At 69.5% G+C, this 16643-nt stretch carries 16 protein-coding genes; 10 read left to right on the forward strand and 6 right to left on the reverse strand.

Annotated elements, in window-relative coordinates; all coding sequences use genetic code 11:
* Positions 1-174 precede the first annotated feature (174 nt).
* From ACWF9G_RS31745 to ACWF9G_RS31765, 5 genes are all read left to right on the forward strand, one after another.
* Entirely contained in the window at positions 175-798 is a 624-nt protein-coding gene (locus ACWF9G_RS31745) for a pyridoxamine 5'-phosphate oxidase family protein (protein ID WP_452519813.1), read from the forward strand.
* A gap of 81 nt (positions 799-879) precedes the next feature.
* Positions 880-2025, forward strand: coding sequence for an MFS transporter (locus tag ACWF9G_RS31750; protein ID WP_452519851.1), 1146 nt, complete (start codon positions 880-882; stop codon positions 2023-2025).
* A 17-nt stretch (positions 2026-2042) separates the two neighbouring features.
* Positions 2043-2909 (forward strand): alpha/beta fold hydrolase, encoded by an 867-nt coding sequence (locus ACWF9G_RS31755; RefSeq protein ID WP_452519815.1) that lies wholly within the window; start codon positions 2043-2045, stop codon positions 2907-2909.
* A gap of 108 nt (positions 2910-3017) precedes the next feature.
* Positions 3018-4226, forward strand: coding sequence for a lipase family protein (locus ACWF9G_RS31760; protein ID WP_452519817.1), 1209 nt, complete (start codon positions 3018-3020; stop codon positions 4224-4226).
* Between the two features lie 63 nt (positions 4227-4289).
* On the forward strand, positions 4290-4694 hold the full coding sequence (locus ACWF9G_RS31765; RefSeq protein WP_379305157.1) for a helix-turn-helix domain-containing protein: 405 nt from the start codon (positions 4290-4292) through the stop codon (positions 4692-4694).
* A gap of 159 nt (positions 4695-4853) precedes the next feature.
* On the opposite strand, the gene ACWF9G_RS31770 is transcribed toward ACWF9G_RS31765, so the two are convergent.
* The gene (locus ACWF9G_RS31770) at positions 4854-5444 is read right to left on the reverse strand and encodes a TetR/AcrR family transcriptional regulator (RefSeq protein WP_379305172.1); all 591 of its coding nucleotides are present in this window, start codon (positions 5442-5444) and stop codon (positions 4854-4856) included.
* Positions 5445-5513: 69 nt separating this feature from the next.
* Between ACWF9G_RS31770 and ACWF9G_RS31775 the strand changes: the two genes are divergently transcribed.
* The 3 genes from ACWF9G_RS31775 to ACWF9G_RS31785 are packed head-to-tail and all read left to right on the forward strand — an operon-like array spanning position 5514 to position 8778.
* Entirely contained in the window at positions 5514-6467 is a 954-nt protein-coding gene (locus tag ACWF9G_RS31775; RefSeq protein ID WP_452519819.1) for a patatin-like phospholipase family protein, read from the forward strand.
* Positions 6464-7945: a flavin-containing monooxygenase gene (locus tag ACWF9G_RS31780; RefSeq protein ID WP_452519820.1), complete on the forward strand. Its 1482-nt coding sequence runs from the start codon at positions 6464-6466 to the stop codon at positions 7943-7945. Before ACWF9G_RS31775 ends, ACWF9G_RS31780 begins: the two co-directional genes overlap by 4 nt.
* Positions 7942-8778, forward strand: coding sequence for an SDR family oxidoreductase (locus ACWF9G_RS31785; RefSeq protein WP_379305151.1), 837 nt, complete (start codon positions 7942-7944; stop codon positions 8776-8778). The genes ACWF9G_RS31780 and ACWF9G_RS31785 overlap by 4 nt, the downstream gene beginning before the upstream one ends.
* Before the next feature lie 179 nt (positions 8779-8957).
* On the opposite strand, the gene ACWF9G_RS31790 is transcribed toward ACWF9G_RS31785, so the two are convergent.
* The 4 genes from ACWF9G_RS31790 to ACWF9G_RS31805 form a co-directional block, all read right to left on the reverse strand.
* Complete coding sequence (locus ACWF9G_RS31790; RefSeq protein ID WP_379305149.1) at positions 8958-9548, reverse strand: ClpP family protease; 591 nt, start codon at positions 9546-9548, stop codon at positions 8958-8960.
* 10 nt (positions 9549-9558) lie between these two features.
* Positions 9559-10164 carry a ClpP family protease gene (locus tag ACWF9G_RS31795; protein ID WP_379305147.1) on the reverse strand — a complete coding sequence of 202 codons (606 nt, stop codon included), beginning with the start codon at positions 10162-10164 and terminating at the stop codon, positions 9559-9561.
* Between the two features lie 232 nt (positions 10165-10396).
* Positions 10397-12988 (reverse strand): aminopeptidase N, encoded by a 2592-nt coding sequence (gene pepN, locus ACWF9G_RS31800; RefSeq protein WP_379305145.1) that lies wholly within the window; start codon positions 12986-12988, stop codon positions 10397-10399.
* A 228-nt stretch (positions 12989-13216) separates the two neighbouring features.
* Entirely contained in the window at positions 13217-14164 is a 948-nt protein-coding gene (locus ACWF9G_RS31805; RefSeq protein ID WP_452519822.1) for an NADP-dependent oxidoreductase, read from the reverse strand.
* Positions 14165-14234: 70 nt separating this feature from the next.
* Between ACWF9G_RS31805 and ACWF9G_RS31810 the strand changes: the two genes are divergently transcribed.
* Together ACWF9G_RS31810 and ACWF9G_RS31815 are read left to right on the forward strand one after the other, a co-directional pair.
* On the forward strand, positions 14235-15191 hold the full coding sequence (locus ACWF9G_RS31810) for a GlxA family transcriptional regulator (RefSeq protein WP_452519824.1): 957 nt from the start codon (positions 14235-14237) through the stop codon (positions 15189-15191).
* A gap of 113 nt (positions 15192-15304) precedes the next feature.
* Positions 15305-16141 (forward strand): phosphoribosylaminoimidazolesuccinocarboxamide synthase, encoded by an 837-nt coding sequence (locus tag ACWF9G_RS31815; RefSeq protein ID WP_452519826.1) that lies wholly within the window; start codon positions 15305-15307, stop codon positions 16139-16141.
* Between the two features lie 72 nt (positions 16142-16213).
* Here the strand turns inward: ACWF9G_RS31815 and ACWF9G_RS31820 are convergent, their stop codons facing one another.
* Entirely contained in the window at positions 16214-16570 is a 357-nt protein-coding gene (locus ACWF9G_RS31820; protein ID WP_379030251.1) for a winged helix-turn-helix transcriptional regulator, read from the reverse strand.
* Positions 16571-16643 lie beyond the last annotated feature (73 nt).

A 16643-nucleotide genomic window follows, 5' to 3' on the forward strand; every position in this document is an offset into this window, starting at 1 on the left:
CCTCTCGAGGTGAACGCGCCGTTCGTGTTTCCCGCCCTGCACCCCGATTCCGAAGTTTTTTCCCGAACCGGGAATCAAACGCGCCCACCTAACCTTTCAACTGTTGATTACAGGTTAGAACGATGGAATCATTGCGAGGGATCGAGTCGTGGGCAATCACGCGAAGGGGCAGTCATGACCGGGCACTACGCGCAGGTCGCGTTCACTCCGCTGGTGCGCGAGCATCAGCGCGTCCACGGCAGCCTGCGCAGCTATGAGCGGATGGCGCAGGTACCCGAGGTGGCCGATCGGATCGGGCCCGACGAGGCCTGGTTCATCGGCGAGCGTGACAGCTTCTATCTGGCGACGGTCGGTGAGACCGGCTGGCCGTACATCCAGCATCGCGGCGGCGCACCGGGATTCCTGAAGGTGCTCGACGCGCGCACGCTGGGGTTCGCCGACTTCCGCGGCAACAAGCAGTACATCAGTCGCGGCAATCTCGATCACGACGACCGGGTCTCGCTGTTCCTGATGGACTACGCCGCGCAGTCGCGGATGAAGATCTTCGGGCGGGCGCGGGTGGTCGAGGCCGCCGAGGATCCGGAACTCCTCGCCTCGCTCGTAGTCGACGGCTACCGCGCACAGGTCGAGCGGGCGGTGTTGATCGAGGTCGAGGCGTTCGACTGGAACTGCCGCCAGCACATTCCGCCGCTGTACCCGCGGGCTGCCGTCGCCGAGGCGATGCAGGTCCTCCGTGACCGGATTGCCGAACTCGAGGGTGAGATCGCCCGGCTGCGAACCGATTCCGTGCGCGACTGACTTTCGTGGCAGCGGAATGTGGCCGACTGCTGTCCAGTTGTAACCGTTAAAATGTATTTAGAGAGTTAGGATGTGACGGGCATGCGGGGTGCGCACCTTGCCTGGGCCGGACTGGCGGCGATGACCGTGTCGTTCGGCCTGAACTTCACGATGGGCGTGTTCTTCGCGCCCACCGCCGCGGCCTACGGCGTCTCGGCGACCGCGCTGGCCGTGGCCGCCGCACTCGGCACCATGGTCACCGGCCTGGCTCAGCACGGGATCGGCAGATTGCTCGATACGCTCGGACCCAAGCTCGTGCTGATCGGCGGGCTCGGTCTGATCTCGGGCAGCTATCTGGTGCTGGCCATGGTGACCGAGACGTGGCAGTTCGTCGCCGCCTACATGGTGCTCGGCGGACTCGGCTTCGCCTCCTCGTCCACGCTCACGGTGACCACCCTGCTCGGGCGGGCGCACGGTGCGCAGGTAGGGCCCGCTATGGCCAGGGCCGCGATCGGTATCAATCTGGGGCAGCTGATCACGCCGTGGGCGGCCACGGCGCTGTTCGATCCGATCGGCGTGCGCGGCACTTTCGCGCTGCTCGGCGCGATCGGGCTGGTTGCCACCGCTGTGCTGTGGCTGCTGCTGCCCGACGACCAGCGGGCGGCGAGGGTCCCCGGTGCGGGCGAGCCGCTGGCCGATCGGTGGAAAGTGCTGGTGTCCTTCGGATTACACGCGGCGACCCTGTACGTCGTCGTGCTGATGCTGCCGAAACACGCCGTGGAGCAAGGCTGGTCGGTAGCGGATGCGGGCAGGCTGGTCGCCTTGGCGGCACTGACGGCCGGGGTGACCTCTGCGGCGCTGGTGCGGCTGTTGCGGCGGTACCCGCCGGAAACCCTGCTGCGGGCGCTGTATTCGGTGCGCCTGGCCGCGCTGCTGCCCGCGGTGTTCGTGCCGGGGCCGGAGGTGCTGGTCGTGGTGGCCGCGCTGTTCGGTGTCGCGTCGTTCCCGGTCATCCCGCTCACCATGGCGATCCTCTCGCGCGGTCTCGACCCCGCCCGGATGGGCCGCACCCTGGCGCCCGCCTGGGTGATCCACCAGCTCGCCGCCGCAGCCGGCCTCGGCGTGGCCACCGTCGTGCACGCCCTCACCGACAGCTACCGCGGCTACTTCGCCCTCGGCCTGGCGTTCACCGTCGCCGCCGCCCTCCTGATCACCCCGGTTCGCCGTCGCGAACCGGTCACCGTATGAAAAGAGAGAGGTCCATCATGAACCAGACCCGCCACAACACCGTCCAGATCCAGGGCCAGACCGTCTTCTACCGGGAGGCGGGCGACCCGAACGCCCCGGCTGTGGTTCTGCTGCACGGGTTCCCGTCCAGCTCGGCCATGTTCCGCAATCTGATCCCCGCGCTGGCCGAGGATTACCATGTGATCGCGCCCGATCATGTCGGCTTCGGCCAGTCGGCCATGCCGCAGGTCGACGAATTCGACTACAGCTTCGAGAAACTCACCGAGATCACCCTGGAACTGCTCGACACCCTCGGCATCGACCGATTCGCGCTCTACATCCAGGACTACGGCGCGCCCATCGGCCTGCGCATCGCCTCGCGCCACCCCGAGCGGGTCAGCGCCCTCATCACCCAGAGCGGCAACGCCTACCTCGAGGGCTTCACCCCGTTCTGGGAGGTGCTGTTCGCGCACGCGAACGACCGCGTCACCCACGAGCCCGAGGTGCGCACACTGCTCGAACTCGACGCCACGACATGGCAGTACACGCACGGTGTTCCGGCCGACCGGCTCGCGCTGGTCAGCCCGGACACGTGGACCCTCGACCAGGCCTACCTGGACCGGCCCGGCAACAAGGAGATCCAGCTGCAGCTGTTCTTCGACTACAAGAACAATCTCGACGGCTACCCCGGCTTCCAGAAGTACTTCGCCGAGCACCGCCCGCCCACGCTGATCGCCTGGGGTGAGCACGACGAGATCTTCGGCGCCGACGGTGCCCGCGCCTACCTGCGCGATCTGCCCGACGCCGAACTGCATCTGCTCGACGCGGGCCACTTCGCGCTGGAGACACACGGACCCGAGATCGCGGCGCTGATCCGCGACTTCCTCGGCCGGGTCCTGAGCTGAGTCCGGCGGCTGGGCGTCGTGCGGCGCCCAGCCGTCCCGGCGGCGTCGAGTAACCTGGTCGGCGGTTTATCGGCCGGGTGTGTCGGCCGTCGGTGTAGCGGGGGGAACATGCAGACAGCTATCGCTCGGGTGATCGCGGCGGCCGCGGTGGCCTGCCTGGCGTTGTCGGCCTCGGCCTGTGCCGGGGACACGCCGGGCGTTGCCGAGGTCGCGGGCGCACCGCAGTCCGGCTTCTACGCACCGCCCGCGGAATCGATTCCGGGACAGCACGGTTCGGTGATCCGGAGCCAACCGCTGACCGGGTCGCAGGCGGTGCAGGGGGCGCGCAACTCGCTGGTGCTCTACCGATCCGTCGACGCGCAGGGCAAGCCGGTGGCGGTGTCGGGGACGCTCGCCGTCCCGGAGGGGACACCACCCGCGGGCGGGTGGCCGTTGCTCTCCTGGGCGCCGGGCACCAACGGCGTCGCCGACGCGTGCGCGCCTTCGCGCGCCGAGGGATCCTCGCCGGGCAAGGACGACCAGGCCCGCTGGGTCGCCAAGGGTTACGCGGTGGCCAGGACCGACTATCAGGGCCTCGGCACGCCGGGCAACCACGGCTACCTGATCGGCGAGACCGAACAGCGGGCGGTGAGCGATTTCGCCACGGCCGCACGCGAAGTCGACAAGTCGGTGGGTTCGCGCTGGGTGGCGATGGGGCATTCGCAGGGTGGCCACGCCGCCCTGTTCGCCGCGGGCGCGGCCGCCGCGTGGGCGCCGGGCGCGGAACTGCTCGGCGCCGTCGCGCTGGCTCCCGCGTCGCACCTGGGGGAGCAGGTGCGGATGGCGAAGTGGACGGTCTCGAACCCGCTCGGCAAGCTCGGCACCGGCGACGTCTCGCTCTACGTGCCGTTGCTCGTGCGCGGCGCGCAGACCGTCACCGATGTCGACCCGGCCCGGTTCCTCACCGAGCGCGCGGTGTCGATGCTGTCGATCGCGGACTCCGAATGCACTGCGGCGCTGCGTGATCGCGGCAAGTGGGGTGGGCTGTCCGCCAAGGACGTGTTCACCAAGGACGGCGACCTGTCCGGGCTGCTGCGGGTACTCGACGACAACGATCCCAGCGGATTGCGATTCACCGCGCCGGTGCTGGTCCTGCAGGGCCGCTCCGACATGACCGTCCCGCTGAAGTCGACCGACGCGATGGTCGCCGAGCAGCAGTTGCACGGCCAGTCCGTCGACTATCGCAAGTACGACGACGTCGACCACAGCGGCATCGTGGCGGCCTCCTTCGCCGACGCGCTCGGCTGGGTGGACACCCGCTTCGGCATCACCCGCTGACCCGGGTTACGCCGAGAGCAGAAGAACCGGGTGTGTCGGCACCGGTGTCCCTACGCTCGGAGTATGGGCGAACACAACGGGTTGCGGGTGATTCCGGGCGGACGCGGTGACGGGCGGCCGCGCCCCGAACCGCTGTGGCGTGAGGTCCTCGGTGATCGCCTGCGCGCCCTGCGCCTGGAACAGCGCTCCACTCTCGTCGACACCGCGGGACGCGCGGGGATTTCCCCGCAGTACCTGTCCGAGGTCGAGCGCGGCCGCAAAGAGCCATCCAGCGAGATGATCGCGGCCCTCGCGGGCGCTCTCGGCACCTCGCTGAGCGACCTCGTCGCCCAGGTGGCCGAGTCCATGCGCCGGCCTGCCGCGGCGCGCGCGGTCGTCCTCGGTGGTGATCGACGCATCGGCACGTCGATCCAGTCCGCCCCGGTGCAGAACTTCGTCGCCCCGAACGCCGTTCTCCTGGCGGCCTGACCCGGATCGGCCATCGATCCCGCCCGCTGGGTCCTAGCGCGCTCCGCGCAGAGCGGACCCACGGGCACAGCGCCAACTCCGGCTGATGGCCGCCGCGTCGGCCGGACTTCGCTGCCGAGTCTTTGTCGAGCCAACGAGCGCGGCCCTGCTCGTGCCGAGTCAGGCCGTCCGGACGGAATCGATCAGGCCGCGCAGCTGTTCGACGAGCGCGGTCACCGGCATCTCCGGGTCGATCGCGCGCTGCACGCCGAGGCCGATGCCGAGGGAGAGTAGTTGCAGCGCGGCGTCTTCGGCGGAAATCGGCAGGTCGAAGCCCATTTCGTCGGCCTGTACCTGGATCAGGGAAGCCAGCACCGTGGTCATCGAGCGGCGGCGTGCGGCCAGTTCGGTGCGGACCTCGGGCATGTGCCGGGTGCTGGTCGCGAATTCGACTTCCAGTGCCGTCCAACCGACGTCGCCGATGTTCTGGTCGGCCCAGCGGGCGAAGCCCTCGATCCGCTGCGCCATGGTGTCGTGCGGCAGCACCGCGTCAGCGAGGGATTGTGCCCGCTCCACGTGCACGACATCGATCACGGCCAGGCCGAGTTCGTGCTTGGTGGCGAAGTTGGAGTAGACGGCGCCCTTGGAGAAGCCGGCCTCGGCGGCCACCTTCTCCAGTGAGGTCACGTTGTAACCGTCGGCAAGGAACAGGCGCTTGGCGGTTTCCACCAAACGCTCGCGGGTGAGTGCGTGCGACTCCTTGCGCGTCATTCGGGCCACGACCGAAGTGTAGCAAAAATGGGGTACCGCTGGAACTCGAATACCGTTAGTATCCGAGTTATGACTACACGACGTGGCCTCGCCATCGGGTGCGGCGGTCTCCTCGGCTTCGCCTGGACCGCCGTCGCCCTCGACGCCGTCGAGCGCGCTCTCGACTGGGATGTCCGCACCGCCGACGTGCTGGTCGGCACCTCGGCGGGTGCGGAGATCGTCGCCGCCCTCGGCTCCGGGCGCACCCCGGCCGACCTCCTCACCGCCCTGGACGGCGCGCCCGACGCCGACCCGGTCCTCGCTCGGCACGTGGCCGTCGACCCCGGCGCGATGCCGCCGCCGCCCGCGCTCGGGCTGCCCGGTCTCGGACTCGTCGGCGCTGGTGTGCGCAGCGGTTCGGTCTACACCGCGCTGGCCGGGCTGCTGCCGAAGGGCCGCGGCGACGCCGACTGGCTGCGCGCCTTCGGCCGGGCGCTGGCCCCGCGCGGCGGCTGGGTCGACCACCCCGCGACCTGGCTGGTCGCCGCCGACCCCAGCTCCGGCGAGCGGGTCGCCTTCGGTTCGAAGGACGCGCCACACGTCGATCTCGGCTCGGCGATCGCCGCGTCGTGGGCGATCCCCGGCTGGTTCCCGCCGGTGTCGATCGACGGACACGATTTCGTCGACGGCGGTGCGGTGTCCTCGGTGTCGGCCGATCTGCTGGCCCCGCTGCACCTCGACGAGGTGGTGGTCGTCGCGCCGATGACCTCGGCGGGTGGCGCACCGGCCACCGGCCTGAGCCGTGTCGAACGCCTGCTGCGCGCACAGATGACCAGGGGCCTCGACCGCGAAGTGGCGCTGCTGCGCGCCGCGGGCACCCGGGTGATCCGGGTCGAGCCCGGCCCCGCCGAACTCGCGGTGATGGGCCCCAACTTCATGGATTCCGCCCGGCGGCAGGCCACGATCGCCGCCGCCCGCCGCATCGTCCCCGGCCGGGTCGCCGACGCGGTCCGGGTTTCTGTCGTCGAAGGAGAAATCGTATGAGCAGCCACCACGAAGTGGTCGTGATCGGTGCGGGCATCTCGGGCATCTGCGCCGCGATCAAGCTCGCCGAGGCCGGTGTCGAGGATGTGCTGATCGTCGAGAAGGCCGAGACCTTCGGCGGCACCTGGCGCGCCAACACCTATCCCGGCTGCGCCTGCGACGTGCCATCGGGCCTGTACTCGTTCTCGTTCGCGCCCAACAGCGAGTGGTCGCGGCTGTTCGCGACTCAGCCCGAGATCCTCGCCTACGTCGACCGCGTGGCGCGCGAGCACGGCCTCGCCGACCGCACTCGTTTCGGTGTGCAGGTGCTCGGTGCGCACTGGGACGAGGCCGAGCGGGTGTGGCGGCTCGACACCGGTGACGGCGAGCTCACCGCCCGTTTCGTCGTCTCGGCCGCCGGTCCGTGGAACGAGCCGCGCGTGCCCGAGATCCCCGGCCTTGCCGATTTCCCGGGCGAGGTGTTCCATTCCGCGCGCTGGAATCACGACTACGACCTGCGCGGCAAGCGCGTCGCCGTGGTGGGGACCGGGGCGTCGGCGGTGCAGTTCGTGCCGGAGATCCAGAAGGAGGTCGCCGCGCTGCACCTGTTCCAGCGGACCGCGCAGTGGGTGCTGCCCAAGCTCGACCACCCGGTGCCCGGCATCGAGAAGCGGTTCATGCGCCGGGTGCCGTTCGCGCACAAGGCACTGCGCTCGGTGGAGTACACGCTGATGGAGGGACTCGGCGTCGCGTTCCGCAATCCGCGCCCGCTGATGCAGACGGTGCAGTCGGTGGGCTCGGCGTATCTGCGTGCGGTGGTGCGTGATCCGCAGCTGCGCGCCAAGCTCACCCCCGACTACCTGCTCGGCTGCAAGCGAATCCTGTTCTCCAACAGCTACCTCCAGTCGCTGACCAAGGACAACGTGGACGTCCACGCCACCGCCGTCGCCGAGTTCCGCGGCAACACGGTGATCGGCGTGGACGGCAGCACCGCCGAGGTCGACGCCGTCATCCTCGGCACCGGCTTCCACATCCTCGACACCCCGCTGGCCGACATCGTGCGCGGCGCCGACGGGCGGACCATGGCCGAACACTGGCAGGGCTCGCCCGAGGCCTACCTCGGCACGGTCACCACCGGTTTCCCCAACGCGTTCACCGTGCTCGGCCCCAGCCTCGGCACCGGCCACTCCTCGGCCTTCGCGATTCTCGAGGCCCAGGTCGATTTCCTGGTCTCGGCAATCGCGAGCGCGCGGCGGCGGGGTTGGGCGATCCTGGATGTGCGACCGGAGGTCCAGGCCCGCTATGTCGACCAGGTGCAGTCCGCACTGGCGGGCACCGTCTACAACGCGGGCGGCTGCCAGAGCTACTACCTGGATGCCAACGGCCGCAACAGTTTCAGCTGGCCCTGGTCCACCGGCGAGCTGACCCGCCGGGTCAGCGCCTTCGACCCCGACGATTTCACCATCATTAGCGACGACGAGATGGCGGTACCGGCATGAGTTACCCACGAATCGACCTGGACGGGGCGCTGGTCGCGATCACCGGCGCCGCACGCGGCATCGGCCTCGCCACCGCCGCGGCCTTCGCGGCCAAGGGCGCCTACGTCGCGCTCGGTGACCTCGACGAGGCGCTGGCGGTGCAGGCCGCCGACGAGATCGGCATCCGGGCCATGGGCCACGTCCTCGACGTCACCGACAAGGACTCGTACGCGGCGTTTCTCGCCGCGGCCGCGAAGTGGCGTGGCGCACCGCTGGACGTGCTGGTGAACAACGCGGGCGTGATGCCCAACGGCGCGTTCCTCGACCAGTCGGACCGGATCGATCAGCTCACGATGGACGTCAATGTCTACGGCGTCATCCACGGCATGCGCCTGGCCCTGCCCGGCATGGTCGAGCGCGGCTACGGCCATGTCGTGAACGTGGCCTCGCTGGCGGGCAAGTTCCCGATCAAGGGCCTGGCCGTCTACAACGCCAGCAAGTTCGCCGTGGTCGGGCTGACCGCGGCGACCCGGCTGGAGATGGACGCGACCGGGGTCAGCGTGAGCGCGGTGCTCCCGTCGGCGGTGCGCACCGAACTCAGCTCCGGGATCGACTACGGCATCCTGCCCGCCGTCGATCCCGAGGACATCGCCGCCGCCGTGGTCCGCACGGTCAAGACCAGGGCGGCCGAGACCGCGGTGCCGTCGTATGTCGGGCTGGCGGCCAACGCGTCCGGGCTGGTGCCGGAAGCGGTCATGCGAGTCTTCCGCAAGGCCGCCAACGACGACGCCGCGATCACCCGGGTCGACGACGGCGTGCGCCGCGCCTACCTGGACCGCATCGAAAAGCAGTGACGCGCAGCTGAATCGCCCCTGCGCACCGCGGCGGGCATGATCAGCGTCGCCGCGAGCGGCAGACCTCGGCCGAGCGGCCTGTCGTGACCGCGATAGGCCGCTCGCCGATGATCGCCGGTAGTTCGGCACCCGGTGTGCGGTGACGGATCGCTGTACCCGACTGTGCGCAGCCCGGGCATTCACTCCCGTTCGTGCAGCACCTGGTCGACCAGGCCGTAGTCGAGCGCGGTGTCGGCGGTGAACACCCGGTCCCGATCGGTATCGCGGCGCAGGGTTTCCGGCGTCTGACCGGTGTGCTTGGACAGGATCGCCTCGATCGCCGCGCGCATCCGGACGATCTCGTCGGCTTGCAAGATCAAGTCCGGGATGGTGCCCTGCCCGCGAGTCGCGGGCTGGTGCAACACGATCCGGGTGTGCGGGAGCATCGAACGATGACCCGCCGCGCCGCCGGCCAGCAGCACGGCCCCGACCGCGATGGCCTGGCCGACGCAGGTGGTGTGCACGGGCGCCTTGATGAAACTCATGGTGTCGTAGACGGCGAGCATCGCCGACAGATCGCCGCCCTCACAGTTGATGTAGAGGCTGATCGGCTGGCCGGGACTGTCCGACTCCAGATGCAGCAACTGGGCGATGAGCGCGTTGGCGACGCCGGAATCGATGGGCGTGCCCAGATAGACGATGCGCTCGCTGAGCAGATGTGAGTAGATGTCGGTGATCCGCTCGCCACCGCGATGCTGAGACACGACATTCGGGATTGTGTAACTGGTCACGATGACTCCTCTATGCCGTGATGCCGATGCGGTGGCGGTTGGGGACGACCTGGTCGAACGATTCGACGATGTGGTCGATGAAGCCGTACTCGAGCGCCTGCGTCGCGGTGAACCAGCGGTCGTGCAGGGAGTCCTCGTAGACGCGGTCGAAAGGTTGGCCGGTGTCGGCGGCGATCAGGCCTAGCACCGTGTCGACGGTGTAGCGCAGGTCGTCGGCCTGCACCTCTACTTCCACAGCGCTGCCACCGATACCCGCCGAGCCCTGATGCATCAGGATGCGCGCGTGCGGCAAGGCGAAACGGCGGCCCGGCGACCCCGAGGACAGCAGGAACTGCCCTGCGCTGCACGCCAATCCGAGCGCGAGCGTGGACACCTCGCACGGGACCAGCCGCATGACGTCGCGAATCGCGAGCATCGACGGCACCGAGCCGCCGGGGGAGTGGATCCACAGCGAGATCGGCGCCTCGGGCGATTGCGCCGCCAGGGTCAGCAGCTGCGTGATGAGCAGCGTGCCGTTGTCGTCGTCGAGCGGACCGTCGAGCACGAGGATCCGGCGCCCGAACAGTTGTTCGCGGGCCCGCCAGCTGAACATCGGAGTCTTGTCGTCGTGTGCCATGCGTCCACGGTGCCTCGCGCGCACCGTGATTCGCCGCTTCTGCTGCCCGCAGCAGATCTGCTTACAGCAGCGACACGCGCAGGCCGAGCCCGGCGTAATCGTGCAATCGGGTCGCCTGCAGTCAGTTTTCTGACTCCGAGACGTCGAATTGCACGATTACGCCGGACCTGGGTTCGGACAGCGAGAAGGCCCGGTGCGGCGAAATCGCAGCACCGGGCCCTCGGGTGACCGCTTACTTGGCGTCGAATTCCCGTGCGCGCAGGGAACGTTCGATGCCGGCGCGGCCCTCGGAGACCAGGCGGTACAGGGCGGGCGGGTGGTCGCCCGCCAGGAACTCGTCGGCCCTGGCGACGGCGTCCTCGGTGATCGCCCAGTGCGGGTACAGGCCGATGACGACGGTCTGGGCGACCTCGCTGGAGCGGCGCTCCCAGACGGCGGGGATCTCGGCGAAGTACTTGTCCACGTACGGGGCGAGCAGCTCGCCCTGACCGGCGGGCGCGAAGCCGCCGACGATGGCGCGGGCGGTGATGTTGGGCACCGAGTCGTCGCCCATCACCGTCGCCCAGGCCCGCTCCTTCACCTCGGCGATCGGGCGGGCGGTGGCTGCCGCGGCGGCCTGGCGCTTGCCCGCCGCCGTCGGATCGCCCGCCAGCTCGGCGTCGATGGTCGGCGAGTCGACGCCGTCGGCGTCGATCTGCCCGGCCGCCGCCAGCGCGGTGACGATGCGCCAGCGCAGGTCGGTGTCGACGGTGAGTCCGGGCAGCCCGGCCACGGCCGGATCGCCGTCGAGCAGCTGGGCCAGCACGCCGGTGTGGCGCGGCGCGAGCAACGCCCCGGTCAGCGCGTTGACGAAGGCGAGCTGATGATCCGAGCCCGCCTCGGCCTCGCGGGCCAGCTCGAGCAGCCGGTCGGCGAAACCGGGCCAGCCCTCCCGCTCGGCCCACACCGGATCGGCGTAGCTGGAGATGGCGGTGGCGGCCTGCATGAGCAGCCGCTGCACCACGCCGATCTCGGACTCCGCGCCGATCCCGCGCTGCACCAGCGCGACGAAATCGCGGGCCTTCATCTCGGCCTGCCGGGTCATCTCCCAGGCCGCCGACCAGGCCAGGGTGCGCGGCAGCGAGTCGGCGATGTCACCGATGCGCTGCACGACCACATCGAGCGAATCGGGGTCGAGGCGCAGCGAGCAGTAGGTGAGGTCGTCGTCGTTGACCAGCACCAGCTTGCCGCGCGGCACGCCGGCCAGCTCGGGTACCTCGGTGCGTCCGGTCGCGTCGAGGTCGAGCTCGGCGCGGTGGGTGCGCACCAGCTTGCCGTCGACATCGTCGTAGACGCCGACCGCGATCCGGTGCACGCGGTGCTCACCGGCGCCGGGCTCGGCGCCCTCCTGCACCACGGCGAAACTCGAGAACGTGCCGTCCGGCGCGACGAGGAAGTCGGGACGCAGGATGTTGAGGCCGGTGGTCTTGAGCCACTGCGCGCCCCAGCTCGACAGGTCGCGGCCCGACGCCTTCTCCAGCGCGGCCAGCAGATCGTCGAAAGTGGCGTTGCCGTAGGCGTGTTCGGCGAAGTAGTCACGCAGACCGGCCAGGAACGGCTGCAACCCGACGTAGGCGACGAGCTGCTTGAGCACCGAAGCGCCCTTGGCGTAGGTGATGCCGTCGAAATTGACCTCCACCGCGTGCAGGTCGGGGATGTCGGCGGCGATCGGGTGCGTCGACGGCAGCTGGTCCTGGCGGTATGCCCAGGACTTCTCCACATTGGCGAACGTGGTCCACGCGCTGGTGTATTCGGTGGCCTCGGCCTGGCACAGCACCGAGGCGAAGGTCGCGAACGACTCGTTCAACCACAGGTCGTCCCACCACTTCATGGTGACCAGGTCGCCGAACCACATGTGCGCCATCTCGTGCAGCACGGTCTCGGCGCGGCGCTCGTAGGACGCGCGGGTCACCTTGGACCGGAAGACGTAGTCCTCGAGGAAGGTGACCGCGCCCGCGTTCTCCATCGCGCCCGCGTTGAACTCCGGCACGAACAGCTGGTCGTACTTGCCGAAGGCGTACGGCACGCCGAAGTTGTCGTGGTAGAAGGCGAAACCCTGCTTGGTCTCGGTGAACAGGCGCTCGGCGTCCATGTGCTCGGCGAGCGAGGCGCGGCAGAACAGGCCGAGCGGGATCTCGCCGTGGCTGTCGGTGTACGAGTCGGTCCACGTCGCGTACGGACCGGCGATCATGGCGACCAGGTACGTGCTCATCTTCGGGGTGGTCGCGAAGGTGTGCCGCACGACCGCGCCGACCTTGTGCTCCTCGGCGGTCGCGCCGTTGGAGACGACCCGCCAGTCGCCGGGTGCGGTGGCGACGATGTCGAAGGTCGCCTTGAGATCGGGCTGGTCGAAGCAGGCGAACATCCGCTTGGCATCGGCGGTCTCGAACTGCGAGTACAGGTAGACGTTGTCGTCGGTCGGGTCGACGAAGCGGTGCAGGCCCTCACCGGTGTGCGAGTACTCGCAGTCGGCCTCGACGACGAGCTCGTTGGTCTCGGCCAGCTCGGTCAGCGTGATCCCGGTCGACTCGTCGTAGCCGCTCACATCCAGCGGGGTGCCGTTGAGCACGGCCGAACGCACCCGCGGCGCCACCAGATCGATGAACGTGCTCGCACCGGGAGTGGCGGTGAAGGTGACGGTGGTCTTCGAACCGAAGGTGTCCGACACTTCCGAACCCGCGCCTCGCGGCTGGTCGGTGAGGTCGAGTTCGATCCGATAGTTCTGCACGGCCACGGTCGCGGCGCGTTCGACCGCCTGGTCGCGGGTGAGATTCGGGGCGGACATAGATCTCCTTCGTCGTCGACGAACACGGCACGGTCGAGCGCTGCGGTGGTCCACCGGTGCGCACATCAGCGTCCACAATGCCACTTGCCGTCGGCGCCCGCTCACGAGTTTCCGGCCTCGCCGCCACCGCGTGCGCTGGGTCACCGCCACCGCCGGATGCCCGGGGTCGCCGCCACCCCATGCCCCGGGTCGGCGCCGCCGCGCACCTGGTCGGCGGCGCCCACCTGGTCAGGGCACAGTGACCACGAGTTTTCCGAGCGTCCGGTCCGTCTCGCCGAGCGCGTGCGCCTTCGCCGCTTCGGCGAGCGGGAACACCCCGGCGATGGTCGGCGTCAGCTCGCCCGACGCGAGCAGTTCGGCGACGGCCCGCATCCCGGCATGATCGGCCTCGACGAGCAGCGCGGCGAAGCGGGCGCCCTGCCGGGCCGCCTCGGCGGGCAGGTCGGTCCCGGTGCGCGCCAGGATGCTGACGAGCAGTCCGCCGGGTCGCAGTGTCGGTAGCGACCGGCGGCTGTTCTCCTCGCCGAGGGTGTCCAGCACCACGTCGATATCGCCGACGACCTCGGCGAAATCGACCTCCCGGTAGTCGATCAGCTCGTCGGCGCCGAGCGAGCGCAGGTGCTCGTGCTTGGCCGCGCTCGCCGTTCCGATGACGTACGCGCCCCGCGACTTCGCGATCTGCACCGCGAGATGGCCCACTCCGCCCGCGGCGGCGTGGATCAGCACCCGTTGTCCCGCTTGGATATTCGCGGTGTCGACCAGCGCCTGCCAGGCGGTGAGCGCGGCGAGCGGGGTGGCACCGGCCACGATGTGGTCGACGTTGTCCGGCTTGTGGGCGAAGGCGCGCGCGGGCCCGACGACGTACTCGGCCAGCGAACCGTGCCCGTGCGGGTAGGGCAGCATGCCGAACACCTCGTCGCCGGGCGCGAACAGGGTGACGCCGTAACCGACGGCCTCGACGACGCCGGAGACATCCCAGCCGAGCACGAAAGGCGGTGGGGGCAGGAACAAGCCGGGCAGGGCGCGATGCTTCCAGTCGGTCGGATTGAGCCCGGCCGCGTGCACCCGGACGAGCAGCTGGCTCGGGCCGGGGGTGGGACGGGGGAGTTCGATCTCGCGCAGGACCTCGGGTCCGCCGAGAGTGTCCTGGCTGATGGCGCGCATGGTGTCGGTCATGGGGTCAACGGTGCCGGGCTGCGGCTATCGAGAAAATGGCATGAAAGTCATCATCCGATAGAATCGTGCCATGCATCGTGTGGTGGTCCTGGCGCTCGACGGCGTCTACCCGTTCGAACTCGGCACACCGCAGCGCGTCTTCGGCACCCTCGACGACCGCTACGAGGTGCTCACCTGTTCCGTCGACGGCAGATCGGTGCGGACCTGTGCCGACTTCCGGATCGCCGTCGAGCACGGGCCCGAGTTGCTGGCGACCGCCGACACGGTGGTGATTCCCGCGTCCGATATCGGCGAAGCCCTCGCCGGGCTCGGTGCGGTGACCCGGGGCGCGCTCGCGCTGATCCGCCCCGGCACCCGCATCGTGTCGATCTGCACGGGAGCGTTCGTCCTGGCCGCGGCGGGCCTGCTCGACGGGCGGCCCGCGACCACGCACTGGCGCATGGCCGACTCGTTCCGCCGCCACTTCCCGCGGGTGCGGCTCGACCCGGACGTCCTGTTCGTCGACGACGGTGACGTTCTCACCTCGGCGGGCGCGGCCTCCGGCGTCGACCTGTGCCTGCACATCGTGCGCGCCGATCACGGCAGCGCGGTGGCCAACCACGTGGCCCGCCGGTGCGTGGTGCCGCCGTGGCGTGAGGGCGGGCAGGCGCAGTACATCGACCAGCCCGTCCCCGATCCCGCGATCGCGAGCACCGCCGCGACCCGGCACTGGGCGCTCGAACATCTCGAGCTTCCGCTGACCATGGCGGAGCTGGCCGCGCACGCGCGGATGAGTCAGCGCACATTCGCGCGCCGGTTCGTCGACGAAGTGGGGATGAGTCCCGGTCGCTGGCTCACTCAGCAGCGGGTGGCCAGGGCCAGGCACTTGCTCGAGGCCAGCGATCTGTCGGTCGAGCAGATCGCGAGCCGGGTCGGCTTCGCGACCGGTGCCTCACTGCGCCAGCACTTCCAGGTCGCGGTCGGCGTCGCCCCGCTGGCCTACCGCCGCACGTTCCGCCTCGCCGATATCGAGCGTGCGACTGCCTGACCGGAATGTGATCGGCCTCGCGTCGCGGTGACCAGGCCGGATCCGGTCACCGGGCGGGCCGGTAGAGTTCCGGGCGAACCCAGTACGCCCATCCAGGATTCGGAGGCTCGACGTTGAAGCATGTGCACGCCGGGAAAGTTCGTGACCTCTACGAGGACGGCGACACCCTGCTGCTGGTTGCCTCGGACCGCGTGTCGGTCTACGACGTCGTGCTGCCGACGCCGATTCCGGAGAAGGGCGCGCTGCTGACCCAGCTGTCGAACTGGTGGTTCGAGTACTTCACCGGCATCCCCAACCATGTGGTCTCCGCGACCGATGTGCCCGCCGAGTTCGCCGGGCGCGGTATCAGGGTCAAGCCGCTGAAGATGGTGCAGGTCGAGTGCATCGCGCGCGGGTACCTGACCGGGTCGGGGCTCAAGGAGTACGAGCAGTCCGGGACGGTGTCCGGCATCGCCCTGCCGCCGGGGCTGCGCGACGGCGACAAGCTGCCCGAGCCGATCTTCACCCCCTCCACCAAGGCCGCCGAGGGCCACGACGAGGCGATCAGCTTCGCCGACGTGGTGAACCAGGAGGGCCGCGAGGTCGCCGGGAAACTGCGTGACCTGACCCTCGAGATCTACTCGCGCGGCGCCGAGCATGCCGCGAAGGCCGGTGTGATCGTCGCCGACACCAAGGTCGAATTCGGCTGGGACGGTGACGTGCTCACCCTCGGCGACGAGGTGCTCACCTCCGACTCCTCGCGCTTCTGGCCCGCCGACGAGTGGGAGCCGGGCCGCGCGCAGCGTTCCTTCGACAAGCAGTTCGTGCGCGACTGGTCGACCTCCACCGGGTGGAACAAGGAGTACCCGGGTCCGGAGATCCCCGCCGACGTGGTCGAGGCGACCCGGCGCAAGTACGAAGAGGCCTACGAGCGCATCACCGGCAACACCTGGCAGGGCATCCAGGGCTGATGCCCGCGCGGCGCCGGGGCGATGCGCCGGCGCCGCATCCGCGCGATGGCCGACCGGACCACGGTCGGCGCGTCAGTGCACCGGCGCGAGAACGCCTTTGACCTCGCAGATGTGGTCCATGTTCGCGTTGCCCCACGCGCCGAGGGTGACGAGCGCCGCGTTCAGCGATACCCCGAGGTCGGTGAGTGAGTACTCCACCTTCGGGGGCACCTGCGCGTAGATCTCCCGGTGGACGATCCCGTCGTGCTCCAGCTCACGCAACTGCTGGATCAGCATCTTCTCGGTCACCCCGGGCACCATCCGCTTGAGGTCGCCGAAGCGCTGGGTGCCGGTCGACAGTGCCCACAGGATCAGCGCCTTCCACTTGCCGCCGACGACGTCGAGCGCGGCATCGATCCCGCACGAGTACGGGCGCTCTCGCTGCTTCATGTTCGCCTTACTTACTTTTTGGTGAGTATTGGACTTGATAGTCGGTACTTGTGCAGTGTATCGCTACCGGCGA

The organism is Nocardia sp. NPDC055029 (assembly GCF_053608525.1).

Excerpts from the sequence above, each read along its gene's own strand:
- ACWF9G_RS31760 (WP_452519817.1), top strand. The coding sequence starts at position 3,018 with ATGCAGACAGCTATCGCTCGGGTGATCGCGGCGGCCGCGGTGGCCTGC.
- pepN (WP_379305145.1), bottom strand. The coding sequence starts at position 12,988 with ATGTCCGCCCCGAATCTCACCCGCGACCAGGCGGTCGAACGCGCCGCG.
- ACWF9G_RS31795 (WP_379305147.1), bottom strand. The coding sequence starts at position 10,164 with ATGGCACACGACGACAAGACTCCGATGTTCAGCTGGCGGGCCCGCGAA.
- ACWF9G_RS31775 (WP_452519819.1), top strand. The coding sequence starts at position 5,514 with ATGACTACACGACGTGGCCTCGCCATCGGGTGCGGCGGTCTCCTCGGC.
- ACWF9G_RS31770 (WP_379305172.1), bottom strand. The coding sequence starts at position 5,444 with ATGACGCGCAAGGAGTCGCACGCACTCACCCGCGAGCGTTTGGTGGAA.
- ACWF9G_RS31755 (WP_452519815.1), top strand. The coding sequence starts at position 2,043 with ATGAACCAGACCCGCCACAACACCGTCCAGATCCAGGGCCAGACCGTC.
- ACWF9G_RS31785 (WP_379305151.1), top strand. The coding sequence starts at position 7,942 with ATGAGTTACCCACGAATCGACCTGGACGGGGCGCTGGTCGCGATCACC.
- ACWF9G_RS31820 (WP_379030251.1), bottom strand. The coding sequence starts at position 16,570 with ATGAAGCAGCGAGAGCGCCCGTACTCGTGCGGGATCGATGCCGCGCTC.
- ACWF9G_RS31750 (WP_452519851.1), top strand. The coding sequence starts at position 880 with ATGCGGGGTGCGCACCTTGCCTGGGCCGGACTGGCGGCGATGACCGTG.
- ACWF9G_RS31765 (WP_379305157.1), top strand. The coding sequence starts at position 4,290 with ATGGGCGAACACAACGGGTTGCGGGTGATTCCGGGCGGACGCGGTGAC.
- ACWF9G_RS31805 (WP_452519822.1), bottom strand. The coding sequence starts at position 14,164 with ATGACCGACACCATGCGCGCCATCAGCCAGGACACTCTCGGCGGACCC.
- ACWF9G_RS31745 (WP_452519813.1), top strand. The coding sequence starts at position 175 with ATGACCGGGCACTACGCGCAGGTCGCGTTCACTCCGCTGGTGCGCGAG.
- ACWF9G_RS31810 (WP_452519824.1), top strand. The coding sequence starts at position 14,235 with ATGCATCGTGTGGTGGTCCTGGCGCTCGACGGCGTCTACCCGTTCGAA.
- ACWF9G_RS31780 (WP_452519820.1), top strand. The coding sequence starts at position 6,464 with ATGAGCAGCCACCACGAAGTGGTCGTGATCGGTGCGGGCATCTCGGGC.